Raw genomic sequence first — 26,609 nt, 5'->3', positions numbered from 1 at the left:
CGGACCGCTTCCTCATCAACGCGGCATTCGCTCGAATGTCTGCAACGACGCATCCATCGTGTCCCAGGCATTGGCGCGGATGCCGTATGTGACCGCATGCGGTTTGAATTCGCCCGGGTCGTCGAGGCTGGCCGCATGGATCGCGATCAGCTCCGGCATCGCGACGAATGTCAGGTAGACCGGCGTGCCACAGGTCGGGCAGAAGGCGTGGATCTTTTCGTTGCCACTGTCGGCCGTTACCCGCCAGGTTTTCGCTTCGCCCGTGACCGTGACATCGGCCTGCCGGGCGAAGCTGAGATATGATCCATGCCCGGTGCCGCTTCGCTGCTGGCAATCGCGGCATTGGCAGTGGTTTTCGAAGACGGGCGTGCTGCTCGTTTCATAACGGATCGCGCCGCACGCGCACCCGCCGGTATAGCGCTTGGTCATTGTCATTCCCCTGGTGGCAGGTTCAGGCCGCCTTCGGCTTGGCAAACACGTCGAGGGCGCGGCCGGTTTCGAGGAAGGATTTGAGGCTGGAAAGCACGATCGGCCAGCCTTTGCTGATGCCGTTCGCCATCCCGCTGCCGGCTTCGAGTTCGTCATGGCTGACGGTCAGCCGAACCATGCCCTCATATTCGTCGATATCGAACGTAACCCTGCTGTGGCTTGCCGGATCGGCGGCCTGCGAGGCGTTCGCCCAACTGATGACGAGACGGGTCGGCGGCGAGACGTCGATGACGTTGCCGACGAGTTCGACGGTCCGCTCGTCATTGGCGCGGACATGTTCCCATTTCGAACCGGGGTTCCAGTCGGAGACGTTCTCGTGGCCCCAGTAGCGCCTGGCGACGTCCGGTTTCGTTATGGCCTCGAACACCTTTGCGGGTGTCGAGAGAATGTAGGTCACGTAAACAAAGCTGGTCTTCTCTTTGGTCATCGTCACTCTCCTTCGAGTTCCTTCTTCAGATCGTGCAGCAGGCTGAGCCGCTGACGTTCGAATTTCCGCACCCAACGTTCGTAGACTTCGTGCAACGGCACGGGGTTGATGAAATGCAGCTTTTCCCGGCCACGCCTGACCGTGCTCACCAGATTGGCCGCCTCCAGAATCCCGAGGTGCTGCGTGGCGGACTGGCGGGCCATCTCAAGATTTTCGCAAAGCTGGCCGAGCGTCTGCCCGTTCTTCTCGTAGAGAAGGTCAAGCAGCCTCCTGCGTGTCGGGTCGGCCAGTGCCTTGAAAACGTCGTCAGCGTTCATCGGTCTCACTCATGTGAGAGACAATATGCAGGTAAATACCTGCATGTCAAATCACGGCGCATGCCTGCTGACAAAGGGCGACCTTGCAGAGCCCGGCAGGCTCCAAACTCTGCTTGCAAACAAAAAGGGCGCCACCGCGTGGTGGCGCCCTTTCCGTGCAAGGCGTCGGGGGCTTACGCCTTGCGGTGGGTCGGGTAGCTCGACGAGAAGATTTCCTCGACCGGCGGATGGCTGAAGGTGCGCAGCGGGTACTTGGCGATGACGCCGTCGAACTGCGTCTGCGCGCGCTTGCGATATTCACGGTCGTCGACACCCGGGATGACGCCATTCTCCATGACGAAGCGGCCGGCGATCATCACGGTCGAGACCGACCGGGCCGAGGCGTTGAGCATCAGCGTCTGGATCGGGTCGATGGTCTGGCCCATGAACGGGTCGTCGAAATCGACGACGATCAGGTCGGCGGCGGAGCCGGCCTGCAGGCGGCCGAGGTCGGGACGGTTGAGCGCGTCGGCACCGCCAAGGGTGGCGGCATCATAGTAGTCCTCGGAGCGGCAGCCGTCGGTACCGCCTTCCTCGATGCGGCAGAGCATCATGCCGACCTGCATGTTGAGGAACATGTCCGGCGGGTAAGTGTCGGTGCCGAGACCGATGCGGATGCCCATGTCGCGGTACTTGCGGAAGGACTGGAGCGCGTTGCCGTGGCGGGCCGAGACCAGCGGGCAATGGGCGATGGTGCCGCCGCCGTCGCGCAGGATCTCCAGGTCCCTGCCCGGCCGGTCGATGCCGTTGCGGCCACTGACATGGGTGCCGTGGGGCAGAATCGCGCGCGGCGACAGGAAGCCCAGGCTTTCGAGCCATTCGGCCGGGCTCATGCCGCGCAGCTTGAGCACGCTCTGGTACTCGAACGGCGACTGGCAGCAATGCAGGCGGATCGGCACGTCGAGCGCCTCGGCCGCGGCCGCTGAGGCCTTCAAGAGTTCGGGCGTGCAGGTCTCGATGCGGTCGGGGGCGAGCATGGTGCGGATCAGGCCATTGGCCTGGCCCTCGAACTTGCGGCAAAAATCGACCGCATCGGCGAGACCGTCGAGGCCGCGTTCCTCGTCGAAATGGTAGTCGATGGTGCCGTCGCGGCGGACGAAGCTGTTGCCCGAGCGGTAGGCTGGGCCGAGATAGACGCGCAGGCCGAGGTCACGCGCGGCTTCGGCGGCAGCGCTGAACTCGCCTGTCGTTTCGCCCCACTGGCGGTAGAACAGCGAGGCGATGGGCAGCGCGGTGGTGATGCCGGAGCGGATCAGCCTGGAGAAGGCGTAGCGCTTCTGGAACGCCAGCTCTTCCTCCGAGTACATCTCGAAGGGGCCGCTTTCCATGTAGGTTTCGGGCCAGATGCGGCCCTTCTTGACCGCTGGCTGGTTGTCGTAGCCGAGCACGGTGGTGTCGAGGTCGGACAGCGCGTCGAGATCGACGAAGCCGGGGCCGATGAGCGCGTTGCCATAGTCGATGCGGCGAGCGACGGGGCCCTCATAGCCGTGGCCGACGAAGAGCACGCGGTCGCCTGATACAACGACTTCGCCATTGGGATAGAGCGCGTGGCGGCCGTCGACATGGCCGACGACCCAGCGGGCGGTGAGAAGCAAAGGTTCGGTCATTTCAAATTCTCATTCGACAGTGAAAAGGGCTTGGCCATCGCGCGCCACCGGCTTGCCGCGCTTGAGCACCAGCTTGCGCTTCGGACGGGCGGCAACGGCTTCCGGCACGGTCTCGGCATCGAGCAGGACGATGTCGGCGAAGGCGCCTTCGCGCAGGCCGTAGTCGGCGAGCTCCATGACGTCGGCGCCGCCCTGGGTGCAGATATGCAGGGCGTATTCGACGTCGGCGTCGTTGCGGAAATTGTTGCGCAGGCCGATGAACAGCGCGCGCTCCAGCATGTCGAGATTGCCGTAGGGACCCCAGGTGTCTCGGATACCGTCGGAGCCGGCGCAGAGACGCACGCCGGCACGGCGCAGCTCGGCCGCCATGGGCACGGGACGCGATGCCGGCGCCGTGGTGGCAATGGCGATGTCCTGATGCGCCAACTGCTCGGTGAGCGAAGCGGCGCGGGCGCGGTCGGTCATGCCGAGGCAGAAGGCATGGCTGATGGTGACCTTGCCCTGCATGCCGAGCGCGCGGGTCCGTTCGATGATCATCTCCATCGAGAAGGCGCCGAGGTCGTCGGCTTCGTGGAGGTGGATGTCGATCGGCTTGCCGTGCTTCTCGGCGAGGCCGAAGATGGCGTCGAGCTGGCCCTTGGGGTCGCGGTCGATGCCGCAGGGGTCGAGGCCGCCGACGACATCGGCTCCATTGGCAAGGGCTTCGTCCATCAGCTCCAGCGTGCCGGGGCGGATCATCAGGCCCGACTGCGGGAAGGCGACGATCTCGATGTCCATGACATCGCGGAAGCGTTCGCGCGTGGCGGCCACGCCCTCGAAGCACCACAGCTTCTGGTCGGTGTCGATGTCGACATGGCTGCGGATGGCGGTGGTGCCGTGCGAGGCGGCGAGCGCCACCTGGCGCGCCGACTGGCGGGCGGGATCGATGTTGAGTTCGCGGCGCAGGCGGCGCTCGGTGGAAATCTTGTCCTCAAGAGCCGGGCCGGCCTGATGGACATGCCAGCCCATGCCCCACAGCGACTTGTCGAGATGGGCATGCGCCTCGATCAGGCCGGGAATGGCAATCGCACCACCACCGTCCTCGACCTCGGCAGCCGGGGCGTCGGCCTTGCCAACACGGGCGATGCGGCCGTCGCGGATGAGGATGTCGGTCGCAGCACCGCCGAAGGGCCGGACGTTCCTGAGGAGGAGTTCTTTCATTTTCAGCACCGCTGCATTCTCGAATTTCAGTGGAGCCGGGCGCGGACGCCCGGCGCATTCCCTGGGTCAGCCGGCAACCTTTTCCGGCTTCGATACGGCATAGCCGGCGGCTTCCTCGTGGTGAAGAAGCTCGGCCGGACGTTTGAGCACGAACTGGTTGTCGGCGACGATGTAGTTGTCGGCATGCAGCCTGGCGATCGGCTGGTAGACCTCCGGCCGGACGTAGCGGCCACGCTCGTCGAGGCATTCGTCGCGGACATACATCTGCACCACCTCGCCGATGACGATGGTGCGGCGGCCATAGTCGAGGATCTGCGACACCCGGCATTCCATGGCGCAGGGCGATTCCTCGATGCGGGGGGCCGCGACCTTGACCGACGGGGTGCTGGTCAGCCCGGCCAACTCGATCTCGTCGACGTCACTCGGGAAGTTGATGCCGGTGACGATCATCTCGTTGGCGATCGCCATGTCGACCATGTGGACGACGAACTCGCCAGAGCGCCTGATGTTGGCGACGGTATCCTTGGCGGTGCCGTCGGGGCGGGTCTGCATGCCGAGGATGAGCAGCGGCGGCTCGTGCGAGAAGACATTGAAGAAGCTCATCGGCGCGGCGTTGTTGCAGCCGTGTTCGTCGATGGTGGTGACCAGCGCTATGGGACGCGGCCCAACGAAGCTGCACAGCAGCCGGTAGCGATCGTTTTCGGGCAGTTCGGCGAAATCGAAATCCATTTTTTCTCCCTCAGACCGCAGCCTGCAGCGGGTGGGCGGCACGTGCCAGTGCCATGATCGGTTCGACACCGCGCCCTTCCTCGACCGCATGGCAAGAGGCGCGCACGCCGCCATCATACATGCGAAGCACCGGCGCCTCACTCCGGCACCGCTCGTTGGCGAGCGCGCAGCGCGGATGGAAGTGGCAGCCCGGCGGCGGGTTGATCGGATTGGGCACCTCGCCGGCCGCCGGCTGGCGGCCGCGCTTCGACATGCCAAGGTCGGGGATCGTGTCGAGCAGCAGCCTCGTATAGGGATGCTGCGGATTGGCGAACAGTTCGGCCGCGGGCGAGACCTCGACGAGGCGACCGAGATACATGACGCCGATCCAGTCGGACATGAAATTGACCACCGCCAGATCGTGGCTGATGAACAAATAGGTCAGGCCGAGCTCGCGCTGCATCGCGCGCATCAGGTTGAGGATCTGCGCCTGCACCGAGACGTCGAGCGCCGAGGTCGGCTCGTCGCAGACGAGGAACTCCGGCTTGGTGGAAATGGCGCGGGCGATCGAGATGCGCTGGCGCTGGCCGCCGGAAAACTCGTGCGGAAACTTGTCGCCATCCTTGGCGTTGAGGCCGACGAACTCGAGCAGGCGGTCGACCTCGCGGCGTTCCTCCTGGCGCGAGGCGCACATGCCATAGGTGCGCAGCGGCTCGGCGATGATGTCGGCGACCCGCCAGCGCGGGTTGAGGCTGGCATAGGGATCCTGGAAGATCATCTGCATGCGGCGGCGGATGTCCGCCGGCTGGCCCGCCGGGGCGCGGGAGATGTCGGCGCCGTCGAACAGGATGGAGCCGCCGGAGGGATTGGACAGGCCCATGATCAGCCGGGCGACCGTCGACTTGCCGCAGCCGGACTCGCCGACGAGGCTCAGCGTCTGGCCGCGCGGGATCTCGAGGTCGAGGCCGTCGACGGCCTTGACCGTCTGCTGCTCGCCGCCTTCCAGCAGCCGGTTGAGGAAAGGCTTGGCCATGGCGAAGTGCTTCTTCAGGCCCTTGACCTGGAGCAGCGGCTGGCCGGTTCTGGCAATCGGTGCGGCGTTCATGGCGTCACCCCTTCATAGAGCAGGCAGGCAGCGGCACCGTCGGCGACCGGGCGCAATTCGGGCCTGACACGGTGGCATTCGGCGAAGACCTTGGGGCAGCGCGGATTGAAGGCGCAGCCGCTCGGGATGTCGGTCAGGCGCGGCATAGAGCCCTCGATCTGGATCAGCCGTTCTGGGCGCGGACCGACACGCGGGATCGAACCCATCAGGCCGGCTGTATAGGGATGGCTCGGCTTCTGCAGCACATGCGCGACCGGGCCGATCTCGGCGAGGCGTCCGGCATACATCACCGCGACACGGTCGGCGGTCTCGGCGATGACGCCCATGTCGTGGGTGACGAGAATCGCGGCCGCATTGCGCTCGCGGCAGACCCGCTTGAGCAGCGCGATGATCTGTGCCTGGACCGAAACGTCGAGCGCGGTCGTCGGCTCGTCGGCGATGATCAGCCGCGGCTCGGCGCAGAGTGCCAGGGCGATGACGACGCGCTGGCGCATTCCGCCGGAGAACTGGTGCGGGTACTGGTCGAAGCGCCTGTCGGGCGCCGGGATGCCGACCTCGGCGAGCCAGCCGATAGCGCGCTTCTTGGCTTCCGCTGCGGACATCGGCAAATGCGTGCGGATCGTCTCGACCAGTTGCTCGCCGACAGTGAACAGCGGGTTGAGGCTGGTCAGCGGGTCCTGGAAGATCGCGCCTATGTGGCGGCCACGGATCTTGCGCATCTCGTCGGGCGACAAATTGTCGATGCGCTTGCCGTCGAGACGGATCTGGCCGCCGCCGATGCGACCCGGCGGTTCGAGCAAGCCGATGACGGCAGCACCGGTCATCGACTTGCCGGCGCCGGACTCGCCGACGACGCCGAGGATCTCGCCCTGTTCGACGTTGAAGGAGACGTTGTCGACGGCGGTGAGCACGCCCTTGCGGGTGGGGAACTCGACTTTCAGATTTTCGACTTCGAGCAGGGCCATGGCCTTACCTCAGCTTCGGATTGAGGGCGTCGCGCAGCCAGTCGCCGATCAGGTTGACGGCGAGGACCAGCACGGCGAGCGTTGCCGACGGGAAGATGACGACCCACCAGATGCCGGAGAACAGGTACTCGTTGCCGACGCGGATGAGCGTGCCGAGCGAAGGCTGGGTCGCCGGCATGCCGACGCCGAGGAACGACAAGGTCGCCTCCGTGAGGACGGCCATGCCGAGATTGATGGTGGCGATGACCAGCACCGGGCCGAGCACGTTGGGCAGGATGTGGGTGAGCATGATGCGCAGGCGGCCGACGCCGATGGTGCGGGCTGCCTGGACGTATTCGCGCTGGCGCTCGACCAGCGTCGAGCCGCGCACGGTGCGGGCGTATTGCACCCAGTTGGTGAGCCCGATGGCCAGCACGAGAACGAGGATGGCCGCGCTCTCGTGCTGGTTGGCGGGGAGGATGCCACGCATGACACCGTTGATAAGCAGTGCGACGAGGATCGCCGGGAAGCTCAGCAGAACATCGGCGACGCGCATGATGACGGCATCGACGATGCCGCCGACGAAGCCGCCGACAAGCCCGAGGAAGACGCCGAGCACGGCAGCAAGGATGACCGAGGCGAAGCCGACGAAGAGCGAGATGCGCAGGCCGTAGAGGATCGACGACAGCACGTCGCGCGCCTGGGTGTCGGTGCCGAGGATGTAGGCCGGGTTGGAACCTTCCATCCAGGCCGGCGGCAACTCGCTGTCGAGCAGGTTGAGGTGGGCAATGTCGAATGGATCGTAGGGCGCGATCACCGGCGCGAAGATCGCGCCGAAAAACAGCAGCGCCAGCGCGACTGCGGCGATGACCGTCGTCCTGGAGCGGCGGAACGAGTAGAACAGGTCGCTGTCGGCGAAGCTGCGCAGGCGCCCGGTGAAGGAGGTGTCACTCATGGTCATGGGTTCCCGTCAGGCGCCCTTCCCGGAGGCCCGGGTCGGATCGGTGCGAAGGCGCGGATCGATGACGTTGTAGAGAAGGTCGACGCTGGTGTTGATGATGACGAAGATCAGCGAGACCATGACGAGATAGGCCGCCATGACAGGCACGTCGGTGAAGTTGACGGCCTGGATGAAGAGCGCGCCCATGCCCGGCCACTGGAACACCGTCTCGGTGATGATGGCGAAGGCGATGAGGCCGCCGAGCTGAAGCCCGAAGATGGTGACGACGGGGATCAGCGTGTTCTTGAGCGCATGGCGGAAATGGATGGCGCGGCTCTTCAGCCCGCGCGCCTTGGCGAACTTGATGTAGTCTGCGCGCAGCACCTCCAGCATCTCGGCACGCACCAGCCGCATGATCAGCGTCAGCTGGAACAGGCACAGCATGAAGGACGGCAGGATCAGCGCCTTGAGCCCGGAGGCGGTGAGGAAGCCCGTCGACCACCAGCCGACGTCGATGACGTCGCCGCGGCCGAAGGACGGCAGCCAGCCGAGCCAGACCGAGAACACCAGGATGAGCAGGATGCCGGTGACGAAGGTAGGCAGCGAAATGCCGATCAGCGACATGATCTGCAGGCCCTGGCTGAGCACCCCGCGCGGCTTGAGCGCGGTGTAGATGCCAAGCGGAATGCCGAGCACCAGCGACAGCATGGCGGCGACCAGCACCAGTTCGGCTGTGGCCGGGAAGCGTTCGGCGAGCAGCGCGCTGACCGGACGGCTGTTGCGGTAGGAGACGCCGAAATCGCCCTTGGCGGCATTGACGACGAAACGGCCGTACTGGAGGACCAGCGGGTCGTCGAGACGCAGGCGCTGACGCACCTCCTCACGCTGGACCTGGGTGGCATCCTGGCTGACGATGTTGTTGACCGGGTCGCCGAGGAAACGGAACATCAGGAAGGCGATGAACGCCACGGCAAGCATGACCATGACGGCCTGCAGCAGACGGCGGACGAGGAATACGAACATCGTCGCAGCTCCCTTGGAGGTAGGCCCGCTTCGTTGGGGGCGGGCTTGCCGGTAGCGAAAGGCCCCTGCCCTAGATGGACAGGGGCCCGGTTCGACTTACTTGACGTTGACGTACCAGAGGCGGAGCAGGTCGTCGGCGGTCTGGACCACCTCGACATTGTCGCGCACCGCCCATGACAGCGGCTGCTGGTGCAGCGGCAGCCAGGCGACTTCCTGCTCGGTGATGCCGAAGGCCTCGACCATCATCGCGCGGCGCTTGGCCTCGTCGAGTTCGACGTCGATCTTCTTGACCAGTTCGTCGACCTTGGCGTTCTTGTAGCCGCCGGGGTTCCAGGTGCCGAGCTTCTCCTCGGGTGAGTGCAGCATGGCCGACAGCACGGAGAAGCCGTCGAGCATCGGCAGCGTCGCCCAGCCGATCATGAACATGTCGGTCTGGCCTTCCTGCGCCTTCTTGAAGTGCAGGGTGCGTGCTTCGGTGACAAGCTTGGCGTTGAGGCCGACCTGGGCCAGCATCGCCGTCATCGCCTGGCAGACTTCCTCGTCGTTGACGTAGGCATCGTTCGGGCAGTTCATGTTGAACTGGAAGCCGTCGGCATAGCCGGCCTCGGCCAGCAGCGCCTTGGCGGCCGCCGGATCATAGGGGAAACGCTCGTTGAGCTTGGCGTCGAAGCCAGGCACTTCGGGCGCGATCTGCATGCCGGAGACGCGCGACTTGCCGCGCATGATCTTGTCGCGGACCAGATCCATGTTGATGGCCTGGTAGACGGCCTTGCGAACACGTGCATCCTTGAACGGATTGCCTTCGACGTTTCCGTCGACCAGCTTATCGCGCATGTTGAAGTTCATCATGATGGTGCGCAGGCCCGGATTTTCCAGAACCTTGGTGCCGGGGTTCGAGGCGATGCGCTTGGCATCCTGCAGCGGCGACGGCGTGATGATGTCGACCTCGCCCGAGAGCAGCGCCGCGACGCGGGTGGCGTCGGAGGCAATCGGGGTGAAGATGACCTTGGTCAGGTTGTGCTGCGGCTTGTCCCACCAGCCTTCGTTGACGACCAGAACGGTCTGGGCGTCGGGGCGGCGGCTTTCAAGCTTGAAGGGACCGGTGCCGTTGGCATGGGTCGAGGTGTAGCCTTCCTGGCCGAGCTCGGCGTTGATCGGCTTGACCGCGTTGTTCTTCTCCAGCCAGCCGGCATCGAAGACGGCGATGTTGGTGAGGTAGTTGTTGAGCAGCGGCGTCGGGCCGGCAAGGTGCAGGTCGACGGTGTAGTCATCGATCTTTTCGACCGACTTGAGCGCCGGCAAGTTGCCCTTGATCGGCGAATTCTCGTCGACGGCGCGCATCAGCGACATGATGACGTCGTCGGCACCGAACTCGGCACCATCATGGAACTTGACGCCCTGGCGCAGCTTGTAGCGGACGACGTCGGGCTTGACGACTTCCCAGGACAGGGCCAGCGCCGGCTCGATCTTCAGTTCCTTGTTGTAGCGGACCAGCGGCTCGTAGATGTGCTGCAGGAAATTGTTCGAGAAGCTGTCGGTCATCGAATCCGGGTCGAGCCCGTAGATGTCGCCGGCAGCGGCATAACGCAGCTCGGCTGCGCTCGCGTTGCCCATCATGCCAAGCTGGACCAGAGCCGCGGCGGTGGCCGCGAGCAGGAACTTCTTCATTGAACTCCTCCCGTTACAGAACCTATGGACCCGCGCCTTTACGTTTGCAGGGCGCCTCTGGGCTCCATCCATTTAACGCTGACATCGTATCCAATTATTGTCAACAATCTTTGTCGACAAATTTGTTGACTTGTGGCGTTTTTGGGTTTGAATAGGTTGCGGGTCGCACATCGGACCCGGCGGGAGGAGGATTGGATGGACGCTGAAGCGGGCAAGCGACATGCCACCGATCAAGAGATTTACGAGAAAATCTGGAACGCGATTGCCGAACGGCAGGTCGGCCCCGGCACACGGCTGAAGGAAGAGCAACTCGCCGACATCTTCAGCGCCAGCCGGGCGCGCATCCGCCATGTATTGCAGAATCTGGCACGCGACGGTCTGATCACATTGGTTCCAAACCGTGGAGCTTTTGTATCCAAACCGTCGATCGAAGAGGCACGCGATGTCTTCTTCGCCCGCCGCACCATCGAGGAGCGACTGGTCGAGCGGCTGTGCGCGACGATCGACGCCGGCGGCATCGCGCGGCTCAGCCAACATGTCGAGGCCGAGCGCAAGGCTCACCAGAGCGGCGACGTTGCCGGCGCCATCAGACTGTCGGGCGCGTTCCACATGCTGATCGCCGAACTGGCGCAGTCGCAGATCCTGGCCAGCCTCCTGCGCGACCTGGTCTCGCGGACGTCGCTGATCATGGCGATGTACCAGCAGAAGGACGTGCTGAACTGCGGCCCCGACGAGCACGCGGACATCGTCGCCAGCATCACCGCGCGCGATGCCAGGAAGGCGCTGGCCGTGATGCACCACCACCTCGCCCATATCGAAAACCAGCTCGACCTGGAAAGCGACCGCGTGGCCGCGCGCGACCTGGAAGACATTCTCGGCCTCTGAGTGGCCCAAAAAATTCGGAAAGCAAAAGACATGGCGCAGCCAGATATCCTCGTGCGCAACGTAACCATCGTGACCGTCGACCGGGATCGCCGGGTGATCGAGGGCGGCTGGCTGACGGTCACCGGCGACCGCATCAGCGCCATCGGTAGCGCAGGCGATGCCGCACCTACCGACGCCAGGGAAACCATCGACGGCACCGGCATGGTGGCGATGCCCGGGCTGATCGACAGCCATTCCCACGCCGGCCACGGGCTGGTGCGCAATGCAGGCGCCGGCGTCGACACCTGGTTCGAGGCCTGCGAGGAGATCTATGCCCGCGGCTCGACGGCCGCCTTCTGGCGTGCCGAGGCGCGGATGACCCAGCTCGAACGGCTGCGCGGCGGCATCACCACGGCGATGACGCTGCTCGGCGGCGGCGCCGACATCTACCGCACCGACGATCCGGCCTTCGGCGACGCCCATAGCGGGGCGACAGCCGAATCCGGCCTGCGCACCTTCATGGCGGTGGGCCCCGGCCGGCCGCCCTTCCCGCGCAGCTATCGCCATTTTTCGGAGACCGGGCAGTCGAAGGACGTGACGGTATCGTTCGAACGCCAGTTGGAAGTCAGCGAGATCCTGATCGAGCGCTGGAACGATTTGCTTGGCCGCGGCACCGGCGTCTGCCTGGTGATGCCGGTCTACTATGCCGCCCAGGTGGCGGATGCCGACGCCCGCCGGCAGGTCATCGAAATGGGCGAAGCGGTCATGGATCTGCGCCGTCGCAAGGGCGTGCTGTTCACCCAGGACGGCCACCGCGACGGTTCGATCGCGCTGGCGCGCGATCTTGGTGTCCTCGGTGAGTTCGCCCTGCTGGGCCACAGCGTCGACCTTACCGAGGACGATTTCACCGCGCTGAAGGAGACGGGCGCATCGATCATCCACAACCCCTCCGCGATCATGTCGGTCTATGGCCGCTGCCCGGTACCGGAACTGATCGAGGCCGGTATCAATGTCTGCCTCGGATCGGACGCCGCAGCCCCCGACCGCGGCTACGACATGTTCCGCCACATGGCGCAGTGCATGCACTACCATCGCCGCCACTTCCGCGACCCGGCCTATTTGCCGCCGGGCAAGACGCTGGAGATGGCGACCATCGACGCTGCAAAGGCAATGGGACTGGAGAGCGAACTCGGCTCGCTGGAAACAGGCAAGAAGGCCGACATCGTGCTGGTCGACATGCGCAAGCCGCATCTCTACCCGCCGGTCATGCCGGTGACGCGCATCGCCCATTTCGCCAATGCCGCCGATGTCGACACCGTCATCGTCAACGGCAAGGTGCTGATGCGCGGCCGCAAGACCGACCATCTCGATGCCGACGACATCCTGGCCGACGCGGCGGAACAGGCGGCACTCGCCTTCGAGCGCGTTGGGCTGGCGCACCTGCTCGAAGAACCGCAGGACTTCTGGCGCAATGCGCGGCAGCCGCTCTAGGCTAGCTCTGTGAGCGCAGCCAATCGGCCAGGGATGGCCGGAAATGCCCGGCCCAGCCTTGCATGGCTTCAGCTGCACACATGGAGTTCACCACGGCTTCCTCGGTCGCTTCGGCTGCAGCGCGGAACAGGCGGTCGATGCGGTTTTCGTTGAGGGCTGAGATGGCGACGAAATCGGCGCGCTCGTCGTGGTCGACGATCCGCGCTGTCGAGAAGCCGAGCGCGATGTCGCCGCTGCCATGTCCCCAATAGGCGCCAAGCCTGGCAAGGCCAGCACCGCAGCGGCGGACGACGCGCTTGAGCTGGCGGTACTCCAGGGCGACGTCGGTGGCGAGGATGACGATGACCGAGCCCTTGTCCGGCTCCACCTTGGAGCGCGGGTCGGGGCGGCGGCCGTCGGGCAGGATGAGGTCGCCAGCGCGGCCGAAATTGGTGAGGACCAGCACGCCGAGATGATGGTCGCGACCGCCGAGCTCGATGCGGCGCGAGGCTGTGCCGATGCCGCCCTTGAAGCCGAAGCAGCTCATGCCGGTGCCGGCGCCGACATTGCCCTCGGCGACGGGGCCTGACGCGGCTGCGGCCAGCGCGGCGCGGGCGTCATCCTCGGTGGCGGCAAGCGCCTGGATGTCGCTGAGATAGCCGTCATTGCACTCCATGACCACGGGATTGACCGTCACCGTCTCGCGGCCGATGTCGGGATTTTCGGCAATCGCCGCGCGGATCAAGGCATTGGCGCAGGTGCCGACGCCGAAGGTGTTTGCGAGCAGGACAGGCGTTTCGAGCGTGCCCAGCTCCTCGACCTGCATCAGGCCGGCGCTCTTGCCGAAGCCGTTGATGATGTCGCAGGCGGCCAGCACCTTCTTGCGGTAGAGGTTGCCGCCGTGGGGCAGGATGGCGGTGACGCCGGTGTTGAGGTCGCCCGAGCGGATGGTGCGGTGGCCGACCAAAACGCCCGGCACGTCGGTGATGGCGTTGAGCGGGCCGGTGAGCGACGCGCCGAAAGAAATGCCGAGTTCGCGGGCGATGCCGGACATAGCTCCTAGGCTCCGCGCAGCAAGTGGAGTGCTGCGTATTGCAGCAGCATGATGGTCTTGCCGTCGCAGATGCGGCCGTCCGACACCATCGCCAGCGCCTCGTCGATGCCGATTTCCAGCACCTCGATGTCCTCGCCCTCGCCGGCATGACCACCGCCGGCGGACACACGATCGGACGGCTCGTACTCGCCGACGAAGAAGTAGATCTTCTCGGTGACGGCGCCCGGGCTCATGAAGGCTTCGAAGACGCGGCGGACATGGTGGATACGGAAGCCGGTTTCTTCCTCGACCTCGGCGCGGATGCGCTCTTCGGGGGCGGCATCGTCGAGCAGTCCGGCGGGTGTCTCGATCAGCATGTCGTCGTAGCCGCTGACGAAGGCCGGGTAGCGGAACTGCTTGACCAGCACCACGGTGCGGCGCGCGGGATCGTAGAGCAGGATGGTGGCGCCGTTGCCGCGATCGTAGGTCTCGCGGCTCTGGGTCTGCCATTCGCCGTCGCCGCGGCGATAGGCGAAGGTGGTCTTCTTCAGCACGTACCAGTCGTCCGAGAGAGTTTTGACGTCCTGGACGCGGATGCGGTCGGCAATGCTCATCTGACACCTTCGAAGCTGGCCATCGGGCCGGGGATTCGCGGGCGCCAGAATAGGCGGGGCCGCGCCGGAGCGCGACCCCATGTGGTGAAACCTCAGCGCACCGGCGGGGCGTACATCAGGCCGCCGGCGTTCCACTGGGCGTTGATGCCGCGGTCGATCTTGAGGTCGCTCGACTGGCCGAGATTGCGCTCGAAGATCTCGCCGTAATTGCCGACCTTGGAGACGACATTGTAGGCCCAGCGCGGGTCGAGGCCGAGCTGCTGGCCGCTGTCGCCTTCGGCACCAAGGAAACGCTTGATGGCGGGATTGGCCGAGGTAAGACCGGCTTCGGCATTGTCCTTGGTGATGCCGAGTTCTTCCGCCTCGATCAGCGCAAACAGCGTCCAGCGGACGATGCTGAACCACTTGTCGTCGCCCTGGCGTACGGCCGGTCCGAGCGGCTCCTTCGAGATGATTTCCGGCAGCACAGTGTAGTTGGCCGGGTCGGTGAGCTTCAGGCGCTGGGCATAGAGGGCAGAGGCATCGGTGGTGTAGACGTCGCAGCGGCCGGTATCGAAGGCCTTGATGATGCCGTCGGCGGAATCGATGACGACCGGCTCGTATTTCAGCTTATTGGCGCTGAAGTAGTCGGCGACGTTCTGCTCGGTCGTGGTGCCCTGTTCGGTGCAGACGGTGGCGCCGTCGAGCTTGAGCGCGCTGTCTACGCCGAGGTCCTTGCGCACCATGAAGCCCTGGCCGTCATAATAGGCAGTGCCGGCGAAACGAAGGCCGAGGCTCGAGTCGCGCGACAGGGTCCAGGTGGTCTGGCGCGAGAGCAGATCGACTGTGCCCGACTGGACGGCGGTGAAGCGCTCCTTGGTCGACAGCGGCACGTAGCTGACCTTGTCGGCGTCGCCGAGTACGGCTGCGGCCACGGCGCGGCAGATGTCGATGTCGAAGCCGGACCATTTGCCGGCGTCGTCGGGCGCCGAGAAGCCGGCCACGCCCTGGCTGACGCCGCAGGTGACGGTGCCACGCTGCTTGACGATGTCGAGCGTGTCGGCCTTGGCCGGCGTGGCGAGGGCGGCCGTGCCGAGCAAAAGTACTGCGAGATGATGTTTCATGGTTCTTCCTCCCTTGTTTCGAGGCAAAGCCTCTTCGTGCCGCCGGCGCAGGGCGCCGGAAGTTCGTGAAATCCCCTGTCGTTAAGTCCCTCCGCGCGAGGCCGTCGCGCGGGCCTGCTGCTATGCGCCTTCGGCCAGCACCGCGGCGAAGGTTTCTTCGAGAACGCCGACCAGATGATCGGCATCGCGCCGGCTGAAGATCATCGGCGGGCGCATCTTGAGCACGTTGTCGTGCGGCCCCTCGGTGCCGATGAGCACGCCACGGGCGCGGGCGCCGTCATTGACCTTGCGGGCGAATGCGGTGGCCGGTTCCTTCGTCCTGCGGTCGGTAACCAACTCGATGCCGAGGAACAGGCCCATGCCCCTGACGTCGCCGATGACCTCGTAGCGCCTCTGCATGTCCTTGAACCGCTCGACGAGATAGGCGCCGACGTCGGCGGCATTGTCGCGCAGGCGGTCGCGCTCGATGACGTCGAGCACGGCGAGGCCCGCGGCACAGGACACCGGGTTGCCGCCGAAGGTGTTGAAATACTCCATGCCGTTGTCGAAGCGGTCGGCGATGTCGCGCGTGGTGACCAGCGCCGACATGGGGTGGCCGTTGCCGATGGGCTTGCCCATGGTGACGATGTCGGGGGTAACGCCTTGCGTCTCGAAGGCCCACCAGTGGCTGCCGACGCGACCGAAGCCGACCTGCACCTCGTCGGCGATGCAGAAGCCGCCGGCGGCGCGGACCATGGCGTAGAGTTCCTTCAGATAGCCCTCAGGGAGAAAAACCTGGCCGGCGACGCTGGGGATGGATTCGGCGATGAAGAAGGCAGGAGCCCGCCCTTCCTTGCGCATCGCCTCGATCTGCTCTGCGATGCTCTGGGCGAACCGACTGGCATGCTCCTCGACGGGCCAGTCAGCCGGCGCGTGGTAGCTGTCGGGAATGGTCGCCTCGAAGACATGAGCCGGCCGGCCCTTGCCGCCCTTACGCTTGTATTTGTAGGGGCTGAGGTCGATCAGTTCCTGGGTGGTGCCGTGGTAGGCCCAGTCGAGCACCAGCGCGTCGTTGCGGCCGGTTATTGTGCGCGACATACGCAGAGCGAGGCTGTTGGCCTCGCTGCCAGAGCAGGCGAAAGAGGCGACCGAAAGGCCCTCCGGCAGGGTCGCGGTCAGCCGCTCGGCATAGGTGACGATGGCGTCGTGCAGGTAGCGCGTGTTGGTGTTGAGCTTCGCCGCCTGGGTGGCGATCGCCTCGACGACATCGGGATGGGCGTGGCCCAGGTGGCAGACATTGTTGAAGCAGTCGAGATAGGCGCGGCCGCGGTCGTCGATCAGCCAGACGCCCTCGCCACGCACGAACTTGATCGGCTCGGAATAGGAGATCGACAGGTTGGGCAGCAGCAATGTCTTGCGCGCGGCAACGATTTCAGGACGTGTCCGGCCGTCGCGGTGGAAGGTCTCGGGCGGAATGCCGGCAAGGGTTGCCGCATCGGGGAACAGCTCGGCCCAGACGTCGAGATAACGCGCCTCGCCGACGCCGAGGATGTCGCGGGCGGCGAGATCGGGGTCGGTCGAGATCTGGAAATGCAGGTGTGGTGCCCAGCCGCCGTTCTCGGCGGGCGCGCCCATCTCGCCGACCAGCGCGCCGGCCTCGAGCTCTTGCCCCGGCATAAGGCTCGCCATGGCCTCATGCGCCATGTGGCCCCACAGCGTGACGAAGGGCGGGCAGCCCTCGGGCGAATGCTCAAGGGCGATCAGGCAGCCATAGCCGAGCGGGTCCTCCTCGATCTCGACGCTTTTCACGGTAGCAGCGAGCGGCGTGTAGACTCTGGTGCCGGCGGGCATGAACAGGTCGAGGCCGAGGTGATGGACCCGGCGAGCGCCTTCGACGAAGCGCGACCAGAAGATGTCGGAGGTGTAGACGGTGCGCGCCTCGCCCCACGGGCCGATGCCAAGCGCGATACCGTTCTCAGCACAATAGGCGTCCCACCAGGCGGTGGCCTTGTCCGGCTCCCGGCCGGCCGAGGTGACCGTCATCGGATGGGCCGGATCGCCATAGGGCACCAGCGCCTTGGCAAGCGTCGCCGGGTGGCGGTCAAGCACGGGCGCGAAGCTCTTCTTGTTGGCCTTGATCCAGTCGGTGATAGCCTTGGCACCGGGCGCGGCGTCGAAGCCGCAGGCATGGCGCAGAATGGCGGTGGCGAAACGCCGGTTCATGGCATCGAGCCGGCGAAGCAACCGCCAGGCTGGGGCCTCCGAGATCGCCAGGTAGGGATTGTCGCCGACCTGGGCCTTGCGCTGCGCCGACAGCGACACCGAGATGACCAGGCGCATGACGATGAGGTCGAACAAAAGGTCGATCTCTTCCTCGCGCAGCGGATACTCGGCGTGGAAGCCTGCGGTAAGCTGAGCTGCGGCACCGATCGGATCCTCCACGTCGAGGATCGAATAGGCGCAGGCGACCGCCACCTCGGCTATGACGGGAGAATATAGCGCGTCGCCGAAATCGATGATGCCGGCGATGCGGTTGTGGTCGTTGTCGTCGACGAGCACATTCCAGTCGTTGGCGTCGTTGTGGATGACCTGGGCGCGCAAGCTCGCCAAGCGCGGCGCAACCTCGGCATCGAAGCGGTCGAGGAAGCGTCCGAGCAAGGCGCGGTCTTCGGCATCGTCGACATGGCGCAGCCGCCCACGCGCGGCACCGGCCTGCCTGATGTCCCAGTCGAAGCTGCGCAAGGCGCCGGGATGGATGAAGCCTTGCAGGGCGCGGTCGAGCCGGCCAAGTGCTGCGCCGAGATTGCCCAGCAGTTCAGGCGTGCGCGCGGCTTCTGCCAGTGGCATGCCGGGCAACCAAGACACCAGCCGCAGGGCATGCTGCTCGCCGGCAACGCCCGTGGCATGGGCGAGCGCTGTGCCGTCTTGCGTCAGCCGGAGGCGCGGGACCGCGACATCGGCGCCGGTGCGCGCCAGATGATCGAGCAATGCCACCTGGAACTCGCTTTCGCTGGCCGGCTCGCTGGCGTTGACGATCTTGAGAATCCAAAGGGACCCTTCCGCCGCCGTCAGCTTGAAATTCTGGTCGCGCTCGCTGTCGAGCGAACTCGCCCTGGCTGCGACGCCGAAGTGGCTCGCGGCCAAGGCCTTTGCCTGGTCCAGCGAGAATTGCGGCGCGGGGTAAGTCACGTCAGTCATTGGCTATCCGGATTTGCTGCGATCGGAGCTTGGCACGGGCCGAAAAATCGGGCATCCGGCAAAGCGTCGGTTATACCGGCACAATGACTGCATTGACCGGCACTTTAACGGCGCGGATCGGAACCAGACGATGAAGGAACTCGACGCCAAGGACAGGGACATTCTGGGCATCCTGTCGAAGGAAGCGCGCATCCCGCTCAAGACGCTGGCGGGGCGCATCGGCCTGTCGCGAAGTGCGACCAGCGAACGGGTTGCGGCGCTGGAGAAAAGCGGCGTCATCCGCGGCTATCGCGCCGATATCGGCCAGATGGACACCAACCTGGTCTCGGCCTTCCTGCTGGTGACGCTGGTCAGCACACCTTCGATGGGCGTGCTCGACCAGCTGGCGCGCTATTCTGAAGTGCGGCGGGTGTCGTCGATTACCGGCCAACTCGACCTGATCGTCGAGGTCGAGGTGCCGTCGATCGACAGGCTGAACACGCTGCGCGACATCATCGCCACGCACCAGAGCGTGCAGGACCTAACGACGCTGATCGTGCTGCGCCGCGACATCGAGCGGGTGGCGTGACGGCGGCACCCGTTGGCTGCGATGGGAGAGAGATCGAAGCGAGCAATCGCAGGGGAGCTAAAAGGCCGAAAGCCAGGCGAGCGTTCTGGCTTCATCGACATCGAGCCACGTACTGCGCGTTCTTCGAGACCCGTGAAGTCGCGTCCCAAGCTCCCCGTCCGACCACCGCTCTAGAATTGCGGGATGAATATACCCTTTCCGGCAAACCGTGCGGGTATTGCCGAGCCTGCTTGCGACTTCATCGATGACCTGATTGCACAGGCGTTGCCTGGCTGGCAGGCCGTCAGGAAGCTCGAGATCGTGGAACAGCGCCAGCGCACGCACCGTTCCACCCCAGGTCCTGAAATCCTTGGAACTGAAATCCGGGCCGCACGCAGCGCGGATGTAGTCGTTCACGTCGTCGGAGGTCACATGTGATCGTTCGCCGTTGTCATCGATGTATTGGAACAGGTGCTGCCCGGGCAATTCCTGTATCCGCCGGACCAGCCCGGCCATCCGGCGGTCAACGAGTTGCAACCGCCATTGCTTGCCGGATTTGCCTTTGAAGGCAAAGCGCAGGGTCGATCCGCTGACGTCGACATGACGGCCGCGCAAGGTCGTCAGGCCGAAACTGCCATTTTCCCGAGCATATTGAGGACTCCCGACCCGGATCATGGTGTTGTCCAGGAGCCAGACGATGGCGGCGACAACCTTTTCCCGCGACAGCTTTCGTTTGCGTAGGTCGGCATTCACTTTGCGCCTCAGCCGGGGAAGTGTCCGGGCAAAATCGCCGAGCCTCGAGAACTTTGCCTCATCGCGGCGCTCAGTCCAGCGCGGATGGTAGCGGTACTGCTTGCGTCCGCGCTGGTCCCGACCGGTTGCCTGGATATGGCCCAGTGCATCGGCACAGATCCAAACGTCAGTCCACGCAGGAGGGATGGCCAGGCCGCGAATTCGCTCCAGATCGGCCCGACCCGCAGCCCGTCCGGCAGCACAACGATATGAGAAGCCCTTGCCGGCCGGGCGCCGCGAGATGCCCGGCTCCTCGTCGTTGACGTAGCGCAGACGCGCAGGGGTTGAGGAAACGCCTGCCAAACCTCCACCCGCCTCATCCGGTACGGTGCATGGTCGGGTGCCTGCGACGGCCGAACATCTGAGCCATCGTGCGGGCGAGCGGTCTTTCCGGCTTGGTGTCCGGGACCGGGTCCACCACCCTGCTGCGCTTTCGAATACGCGCGGCGTCCTGGAGAATGGTGCCCGCCCATCGATAGACATTGTTGGAGCTTACAACTTCGCGCATGCGCATCATGCGCGCCGCCTGCTCCTGCTCCGGCATGGAGACGGCGCGGTAGATCGTCTCGCCCATGGCGGTTGGATCGTAGGGATTGACGATCAGCGCATCGAGCAGTTCCCGGGACGCGCCAGCAAATGTGCTGAGGATAAGCACGCCCTGTTCATCATCGCGCGCTGCCACGAACTCCTTGGCAACAAGGTTCATGCCGTCGTGCAGGCTGCTCACCACGCAGACATCGGCGGCGCGATAGACGGTGTAGATGTCGCCCTGATTGTGATGCTCGTCCATCAGGACGATGGGTGCATAGCCCTCATTGCCAAACCGGCGGTTGAAGTCCTCGACGAAATCCAGGCACTCGCGATGCAGCTGACCATATGCCGGGAGCGTTCCCCGGCTCGGCGCGGCGATCTGCAGGAACACCAGCTTGCCTATCCATTCGGGATGCCGTTCAAACAGTTGTTCCAATGCCAGGAAGCGGTCGATGATGCCCTTGGTGTAATCCATGCGCTCGACCCCGACCAACAGCCGCATGTCTTCGGGCAAGCCCAGGGTCTCGAATATCTTGGCGCGGCATTCGGCAACAGGAGGCTGGGACTCCAGCACCGATGGCGGCCAATCGATGGAGATCGGGTACGGGTGAACCAGCGTGGTTTGTCCACCGAACGTTATCGCGGAGTGCTCTCGTTCAATCCGGCTTTCCAGAAATCGATCGATGCTTTCAATGAAGTTGTTGCAATGGAACTGAATATGAAATCCGACGATCGAGCTGCCCAGCAACCCGTCCAGAATCTCTTCCTTCCATGGACAGATGCTGAACACTTCCGAGTTCGGCCATGGAATATGCCAGAACATTATGATCGTGGCGTCCGGCAACTGCTGCCGCACCATGCGCGGCAGCAGCGCCAAATGGTAATCCTGGATCAGCACAATCGGGTCGGGCCGTCGCGCTTCTTCGCACACGCGGTCGGCAAACTTCTGATTGACCGCCTTGTACTGCTCCCAGTCCGATTCCCGGAAAACCGGCCGCGTGAAGACGATGTGACAAAGCGGCCAAAGGCCGTCATTGGCGAACCCCAGGTAATAGCCCTGCTGTTCCTCCTCGCTGAGCCACACTCGGCTCAACGTGTAGGCAGGCTTGTCAGGCGGCACCCGAATTCGGTTATCGTCATCCACCACCATTCGATCGGCCGTACCGCCGCCGTGAGCAATCCAGGTCCCTGCGCAGGCGCGCATCACGGGCTCCAGGGCCGAAACCAGCCCGCTCGCCGGCACGACGAGGTCTATCTTGCCGTCCCTGAGATTGTGGATGTAGGGCTCGCGATTGGAGACGAGGATGATTTGAGCATCGGGAAGCTCCTTGTCGATGACAAGCCGCATCGCTTCGGGTGTCCAACTGGCCAGCGGACTGTCGGCAACCCGGTTGTTCTGCTCAAATTCCGGAAGGATCTGCTTGGGCATTTCCGTGGAATATCCGAGCTGTTCGGGAACAGGCGGATTGCTGGAAAGAAGCCCTCGGCGCATGGCCGCTGCCGCAAGGCAGGCTGCGGCGATCGACAACAAGAGGCTCAGAGCCACCACGGCCCAGAGGCCGATGTCCAGTTCAGAAGAGAAGTTCTCAGCGGTCATAAGGGGGATTGCCTGCTTTCACGGGTCGCGAGTTATTGCGGCCCTGATTGTTCGAACTCCCTCGCGGTGAATGGGTTCCGAAAATCGACGCGATCAGGAACGCACGATCAGCGGCGCCAGTCCCTCATGGCGCGGGTCGAGATAGGCCACGACCCGATCGCCGACCCTCTGGAAATGGAGATCCACCGCCACGTTGCCCACGCTCAGGCGGCGGATCGAGACCTGGTCGATGCCGATGGGCAGGCGCGGACGCGTTACGTGAATCTCGGCAGCGAACCCGTCGATCTCGAGGCCCAGGCTGGCTTGCATCAGCATAAACACCGATCCGGATGACCACGCCTGCGGCAGACAGGCGACGGGATATGCCACCGGAGCCTCGCTGGGCGACCGGGTAAAGCCGCAGAACAATTCCGGCAGGCGCATGTTGAAGTGAACGGCGGCCTCGAACGTACCGCTCATCAGACGAACGACGCTGTCTCGGGCGCCGTAGCGTGCCAGGCCTGCCGCGCAGATGGCGGTGTCGTGCGGCCAGATCGAGCCGTTATGATAGGACATCGGATTGAACGGCAACTCATCATCCGGCAGCGTCCTGACCCCCCAGCCCGTATGAAAGGCAGCACTCAGCAACTGGTCCGTGACCAATTGCGCCCGCTCGGGCGACGGCAGGCCGACATAGAGGAGATGACCGGCGTTCGATGCCCGCACCTGGCAGGGCTTTCCCTCACCGTCGATGGCGAGGGCGTAGAAATTTCGATCTTCCATCCAGAAATGGCGTTCGACGGAGATGCGCATGGCTTCGGCACAGGCTTGCCAGTGCGCGGCTTTCGCGTCTTCACCCTTCAAGGCAGCAAGCTCGGCCAATCCCCCATACGCCGCATATGCATAGCCCTGGACTTCCACCAGCGCGATTGGTCCCTTCGGAATACGGCCATCGGCGTGAAAGACGGCATCGAAGCTGTCTTTCCAGCCCTGATTGGCGAGGCCGGTCTCGGCCGCGCGCGCATAACTCACGAACCCGTATGGGTCTTGCTGGCTTGCGTTTTCCATCCAGGCTGCGGCGGCGTTCAGCGAAGGCCATAGCAGGTCGATGAAGGAGAGATCGCCCGTGCGCTTCGCATATGCGGTCGCAAGATAGATGTAGAGCGGCGTGGTATCGACCCCACCGTAATACCTGCCGAAAGGCAGCTCGCGCAGCACAGCCATTTCGCCCTTGCGGGTCTCGTGCATGATCTTGCCGGGCTGTGAATCGCTGAACATCGACGTCTCGGTCGCCTGATGCTGTGCGAGAAACGAAAGGACGCCGCGGGCAAGCCCAGGATTTAGCCACAGCATTTGCAAAGCCGAGATCACCCCGTCACGCCCGAACGCGGTAGAGAACCAGGGAATGCCGGCATAGGGATAAGGCCCCGTCGGAAGATCGGTGGTCAGCAGCGCGATATCCGCACGGGCGCGCGACAGCCAATCATTGAATACACGGCCGGAACTGTGAACGTTGGCACCATGACGCCGCTTGCCCCGCATTCGCCAGCGCGCCTTGGCGGCAGCTGCCCGATGGCGCTCGCGGCTCGGAATCCCCAGGTGATCGACCCCGACCTCAATGAACAGGGACAGGCTGTCACGGCGCAGCAGATTCAACCGGAAATCGGCGCGATCGGGGGTCAGGGCAAATGGCCGATCGGAGAACGAAATCGTTGATTGCCGTACGACCTCGTCCAACCCCTCATAGCGCATTTGGACATGGTCGGTCCCGAGTTCGATGTCGAAGGCCTTGCCCCGTTTGGTGCGGGTCGAACCTCGGACCTCGAACATATCGCGAAAATCCGCTTCGAAGCGTACTGAAAGGGGAAGCTCGACATCGTGGGCGCTATAGTTGGACAGGCGGATGCGCTCATACATCCGGTCGTCCCACAGCAGTCGCGACCTCTCGATATGGATGACCCCCTGTGGCGTTGGCGCGCCCTTGTCAGGCGTCAGCGGCAAGTTGGTCAAGTTTGCGGTGAAAACGATGTTGTCCTGGCTGAGGGAGGCGCCGAGCAGCGATGGCTCCGTGTCGCCGATCAACAGCCGGAACAGCGAAAGAACGCGGGTATCGTCCCGGAAAAGCCCATCCGCCCGTCCCCGTATGTCGCCGTAGTCATCGGTAACGATGAAGCAATCGCTGTGTTTCAACGCAAACTGGCGATGAGGATTGCGTGGTGCCGCGTCGCCGAGCATTGCCAGGGCAACAGCTGGATCGAGATGACGTTCGTCGAGCTTGGCCAAATGCCTGCTCCCTCCTTGTCTTGGACCGGTTCGAGACGGACTTCAGCGCGGCAACGCCTCCATGAGCTGGACATAGGCCGCCTCGTACTCACGAACCATGCGATCGGCCGAGAACCTGGCTTCGAAGGTCTGGCGAACGGTTCTTCGGTCGAGTTCGGGCAAACGACCAACGGCCGCGACGGCCTCCTCGATCGACCGCACGATGTGGCCTGTCACGCCTTCGTCGACGATTTCGGACATCGCGCCATTGTCCCAGGCGATCACCGGTGTGCCGAAGGCCATGGCTTCGATGACGACCAGGCCGAATGGCTCCGGCCAATCGATTGGAAACAGCAGTGCCGCGGCATTGCCGAGAAACTCGGCCTTGCCGTCCTCTCCAATCTCTCCAATGTACTCGACCTGCTCGCCATCGATCATCGGCTCGATCGTTTCATGGAAATAGGGGCGATCGTCGTCCCCGATCTTTGCCGCGATCTTCAGCTTCAAACCGCTGCGGCGGGCAATTTCAATGGCCCGGTCCGGCCGCTTATCGCGCGACAAACGGCCGAGAAAGGCAAGGTAGCCCATCGGCTCGCCAGCGACCGGACGATAGAGGTCGAGCGGAAGGCCATGCTGGACCGTGGCGATCCAGTTTGCTTCTTTCAGGGGCTGCCGCTGCCGGTCGGAAATGGAGATCATCGGGAATTGCGGCCATCTGCCGTACGCAGCCGGAAGGTCCGCATAATCGAGACGGCCATGTGGCGTCGTCACCGTTCGCTCGGGAAAATCCTCGAAAAACGGGAAGTGGACAAAATGGCTGAGATGGAAATGAAGCAGGTCGAATTCGTCGGCATGTTGTTTCACCTGGTGCAGCATCGACAAATGGGCGGCTGTCGGTGAAGTCAGCTGATTGGCGTCGAGCCTGAGCGCCTGATGGCGAACCGGAAAGAGCTCGGCCCGGGTCTCAGCATCGGCGCTGGCAAACAGCGTCACCTGATGCCCCCGCTCAACCAGGCCGTCGACCAGATACGCGATGATCCTCTCAGTCCCGCCGTAGAGCCGTGGGGGCACGCTTTCGTAGAGCGGCGCGATGTGCGCGATCTTCATTCCGTCATTCCTGATAGTCGTCCCCAGGGTGAACCGCGCAAGCCCCCAATGGTTCCCGTCCACCATGCCAAAGCATGTCGACGCGTCGTTCCCACTCAATGGTGGAACGATCGTCCGCCAAGCAGATTGAAGTCTGGAGCGGAGAACCGATGATGTATGTGCTTGCCCTCGCAACCGACTATGACGAGACCCTTGCCGAGCATGGGCTGGTCTCTGATGCTACCTTCAAGGCATTGGAGGATTTCAAGAAAACCGGCCGAAAGCTGGTCCTCGTAACCGGGCGCGAACTGCCTGACCTGGCAAGGGTATTCCCCGGGCATGACATATTCGACAAGATCGTCGCCGAGAACGGAGCGCTGCTCTACACGCCGGGGACGAAGGTAAAGCGGCTGTTGGCCCCCGCCCCGCCTCAAGAATTCGTCGACCGTCTGAAGTCGCGTGGCGTGGCTCCGCTCTATGTCGGCGATTCCATCGTCGCCACACTGGTTCCCAACGAGACAATCGTCCTGGATGAAATCCGCAGGCTGGGTCTCGAACTGGAGATCATCTTCAACAAGGGCGCTGTCATGGTGTTGCCAAGCGGTGTCAACAAGGCAACCGGGCTTGCGGCCGCGCTGGAGGAACTTGAGCTTTCGCCGCACAACGTCGTGGCCATCGGCGATGCTGAGAACGACGATGCGTTCCTGCGAGCCGCGGGTTACGGCGTCGCGGTGGCAAATGCACTGCCATCCCTCAAAGAAACAGCCGACCGGGTAACTTCCGGCCAGCGCGGCGAAGGGGTTGCCGAACTGGTGGGCCAGATCACGGCCAGCGACGCCGACCTCACGCAAAGCCGTCGCCAATAAGTCAAAGCGGCGTCGCCGGTCCTGGGCCAGTTGCGGGCAATTCGGGATCTTGCGACCATCCTCAACGAGCAGTCCGCCGAAAAGGGTCTTCAGTCCTGCATCCTTGACCCGGACGGAGACTATGATCAACCGACGTTCTTGAAGCCCTCGAGACGTTCATTTGCGCTCGGCCGTGACACTACGTCCGTCCGCCGGGCCGCCAAACCCAAACCCACCGATAG

Annotated in this window: 23 protein-coding genes; 4 read left to right on the top strand and 19 right to left on the bottom strand. The window is 64.2% G+C overall.

The window, feature by feature from the left end:
- Positions 1-15: 15 nt before the first annotated feature.
- The 11 genes from WHT83_RS10685 to WHT83_RS10635 form a co-directional block, all read right to left on the bottom strand.
- Entirely contained in the window at positions 16-429 is a 414-nt protein-coding gene (locus tag WHT83_RS10685; RefSeq protein ID WP_406873769.1) for a GFA family protein, read from the bottom strand.
- A 22-nt stretch (positions 430-451) separates the two neighbouring features.
- Positions 452-916, bottom strand: coding sequence for an SRPBCC family protein (locus WHT83_RS10680; RefSeq protein ID WP_108609012.1), 465 nt, complete (start codon positions 914-916; stop codon positions 452-454).
- 2 nt (positions 917-918) lie between these two features.
- Positions 919-1,233: a helix-turn-helix transcriptional regulator gene (locus WHT83_RS10675; RefSeq protein WP_108609013.1), complete on the bottom strand. Its 315-nt coding sequence runs from the start codon at positions 1,231-1,233 to the stop codon at positions 919-921.
- A gap of 173 nt (positions 1,234-1,406) precedes the next feature.
- Positions 1,407-2,879 (bottom strand): amidohydrolase family protein, encoded by a 1,473-nt coding sequence (locus WHT83_RS10670; protein ID WP_108609014.1) that lies wholly within the window; start codon positions 2,877-2,879, stop codon positions 1,407-1,409.
- Positions 2,880-2,888: 9 nt separating this feature from the next.
- Positions 2,889-4,079 (bottom strand): amidohydrolase family protein, encoded by a 1,191-nt coding sequence (locus WHT83_RS10665; RefSeq protein WP_108609015.1) that lies wholly within the window; start codon positions 4,077-4,079, stop codon positions 2,889-2,891.
- Between the two features lie 66 nt (positions 4,080-4,145).
- Positions 4,146-4,808: a flavin reductase family protein gene (locus tag WHT83_RS10660; protein WP_108609016.1), complete on the bottom strand. Its 663-nt coding sequence runs from the start codon at positions 4,806-4,808 to the stop codon at positions 4,146-4,148.
- A gap of 10 nt (positions 4,809-4,818) precedes the next feature.
- The gene (locus tag WHT83_RS10655) at positions 4,819-5,892 is read right to left on the bottom strand and encodes an ABC transporter ATP-binding protein (RefSeq protein WP_406873768.1); all 1,074 of its coding nucleotides are present in this window, start codon (positions 5,890-5,892) and stop codon (positions 4,819-4,821) included.
- The gene (locus WHT83_RS10650; protein ID WP_406873767.1) at positions 5,889-6,857 is read right to left on the bottom strand and encodes an ABC transporter ATP-binding protein; all 969 of its coding nucleotides are present in this window, start codon (positions 6,855-6,857) and stop codon (positions 5,889-5,891) included. Before WHT83_RS10650 ends, WHT83_RS10655 begins: the two co-directional genes overlap by 4 nt.
- Positions 6,858-6,861: 4 nt before the next feature.
- Positions 6,862-7,797 carry an ABC transporter permease gene (locus tag WHT83_RS10645; RefSeq protein ID WP_108609019.1) on the bottom strand — a complete coding sequence of 312 codons (936 nt, stop codon included), beginning with the start codon at positions 7,795-7,797 and terminating at the stop codon, positions 6,862-6,864.
- A gap of 9 nt (positions 7,798-7,806) precedes the next feature.
- Complete coding sequence (locus WHT83_RS10640; protein WP_108609020.1) at positions 7,807-8,799, bottom strand: ABC transporter permease; 993 nt, start codon at positions 8,797-8,799, stop codon at positions 7,807-7,809.
- 96 nt (positions 8,800-8,895) lie between these two features.
- On the bottom strand, positions 8,896-10,467 hold the full coding sequence (locus WHT83_RS10635) for an ABC transporter substrate-binding protein (protein WP_108609021.1): 1,572 nt from the start codon (positions 10,465-10,467) through the stop codon (positions 8,896-8,898).
- A 195-nt stretch (positions 10,468-10,662) separates the two neighbouring features.
- On the opposite strand from WHT83_RS10635, the gene WHT83_RS10630 reads away from it, so the two are divergent.
- Both WHT83_RS10630 and WHT83_RS10625 read left to right on the top strand, forming a co-directional pair.
- Positions 10,663-11,352, top strand: a complete 690-nt coding sequence (locus tag WHT83_RS10630) for a GntR family transcriptional regulator (RefSeq protein WP_108609022.1) — start codon at positions 10,663-10,665, stop codon at positions 11,350-11,352.
- A gap of 30 nt (positions 11,353-11,382) precedes the next feature.
- Positions 11,383-12,822: an amidohydrolase family protein gene (locus WHT83_RS10625; RefSeq protein WP_406873766.1), complete on the top strand. Its 1,440-nt coding sequence runs from the start codon at positions 11,383-11,385 to the stop codon at positions 12,820-12,822.
- Position 12,823: 1 nt separating this feature from the next.
- On the opposite strand, the gene WHT83_RS10620 is transcribed toward WHT83_RS10625, so the two are convergent.
- From WHT83_RS10620 to WHT83_RS10605, 4 genes are all read right to left on the bottom strand, one after another.
- Positions 12,824-13,855 (bottom strand): P1 family peptidase, encoded by a 1,032-nt coding sequence (locus tag WHT83_RS10620; RefSeq protein WP_406873765.1) that lies wholly within the window; start codon positions 13,853-13,855, stop codon positions 12,824-12,826.
- Positions 13,856-13,860: 5 nt separating this feature from the next.
- On the bottom strand, positions 13,861-14,448 hold the full coding sequence (locus WHT83_RS10615) for an NUDIX domain-containing protein (RefSeq protein ID WP_108609025.1): 588 nt from the start codon (positions 14,446-14,448) through the stop codon (positions 13,861-13,863).
- A gap of 92 nt (positions 14,449-14,540) precedes the next feature.
- Entirely contained in the window at positions 14,541-15,551 is a 1,011-nt protein-coding gene (locus WHT83_RS10610; protein ID WP_406873764.1) for an amino acid ABC transporter substrate-binding protein, read from the bottom strand.
- A 120-nt stretch (positions 15,552-15,671) separates the two neighbouring features.
- On the bottom strand, positions 15,672-18,728 hold the full coding sequence (locus WHT83_RS10605) for an aminotransferase class III-fold pyridoxal phosphate-dependent enzyme (RefSeq protein WP_406873763.1): 3,057 nt from the start codon (positions 18,726-18,728) through the stop codon (positions 15,672-15,674).
- Between the two features lie 130 nt (positions 18,729-18,858).
- On the opposite strand from WHT83_RS10605, the gene WHT83_RS10600 reads away from it, so the two are divergent.
- The gene (locus WHT83_RS10600) at positions 18,859-19,296 is read left to right on the top strand and encodes an Lrp/AsnC family transcriptional regulator (protein ID WP_108609028.1); all 438 of its coding nucleotides are present in this window, start codon (positions 18,859-18,861) and stop codon (positions 19,294-19,296) included.
- Between the two features lie 57 nt (positions 19,297-19,353).
- Here the strand turns inward: WHT83_RS10600 and WHT83_RS10595 are convergent, their stop codons facing one another.
- From WHT83_RS10595 to WHT83_RS10580, 4 genes are all read right to left on the bottom strand, one after another.
- Positions 19,354-20,370, bottom strand: a complete 1,017-nt coding sequence (locus tag WHT83_RS10595) for a DNA topoisomerase IB (RefSeq protein ID WP_406873762.1) — start codon at positions 20,368-20,370, stop codon at positions 19,354-19,356.
- A 13-nt stretch (positions 20,371-20,383) separates the two neighbouring features.
- Positions 20,384-22,195 carry a trehalose-6-phosphate synthase gene (locus WHT83_RS10590; RefSeq protein WP_406873761.1) on the bottom strand — a complete coding sequence of 604 codons (1,812 nt, stop codon included), beginning with the start codon at positions 22,193-22,195 and terminating at the stop codon, positions 20,384-20,386.
- Positions 22,196-22,288: 93 nt separating this feature from the next.
- Positions 22,289-24,457: a glycogen debranching N-terminal domain-containing protein gene (locus tag WHT83_RS10585; RefSeq protein WP_406873760.1), complete on the bottom strand. Its 2,169-nt coding sequence runs from the start codon at positions 24,455-24,457 to the stop codon at positions 22,289-22,291.
- A gap of 42 nt (positions 24,458-24,499) precedes the next feature.
- Positions 24,500-25,543 carry a glycosyltransferase family 4 protein gene (locus WHT83_RS10580; RefSeq protein ID WP_406873759.1) on the bottom strand — a complete coding sequence of 348 codons (1,044 nt, stop codon included), beginning with the start codon at positions 25,541-25,543 and terminating at the stop codon, positions 24,500-24,502.
- Positions 25,544-25,617: 74 nt separating this feature from the next.
- On the opposite strand from WHT83_RS10580, the gene WHT83_RS10575 reads away from it, so the two are divergent.
- Positions 25,618-26,388 (top strand): HAD family hydrolase, encoded by a 771-nt coding sequence (locus WHT83_RS10575; protein WP_406873758.1) that lies wholly within the window; start codon positions 25,618-25,620, stop codon positions 26,386-26,388.
- Positions 26,389-26,609 lie beyond the last annotated feature (221 nt).

Source organism: Aminobacter sp. P9b, assembly GCF_045345995.1.
Taxonomy (GTDB): domain Bacteria; phylum Pseudomonadota; class Alphaproteobacteria; order Rhizobiales; family Rhizobiaceae; genus Aminobacter; species Aminobacter niigataensis.
Note: the sequence above shows the minus strand (reverse complement) of the source record. Positions and strands in the feature narration are given on the sequence as shown.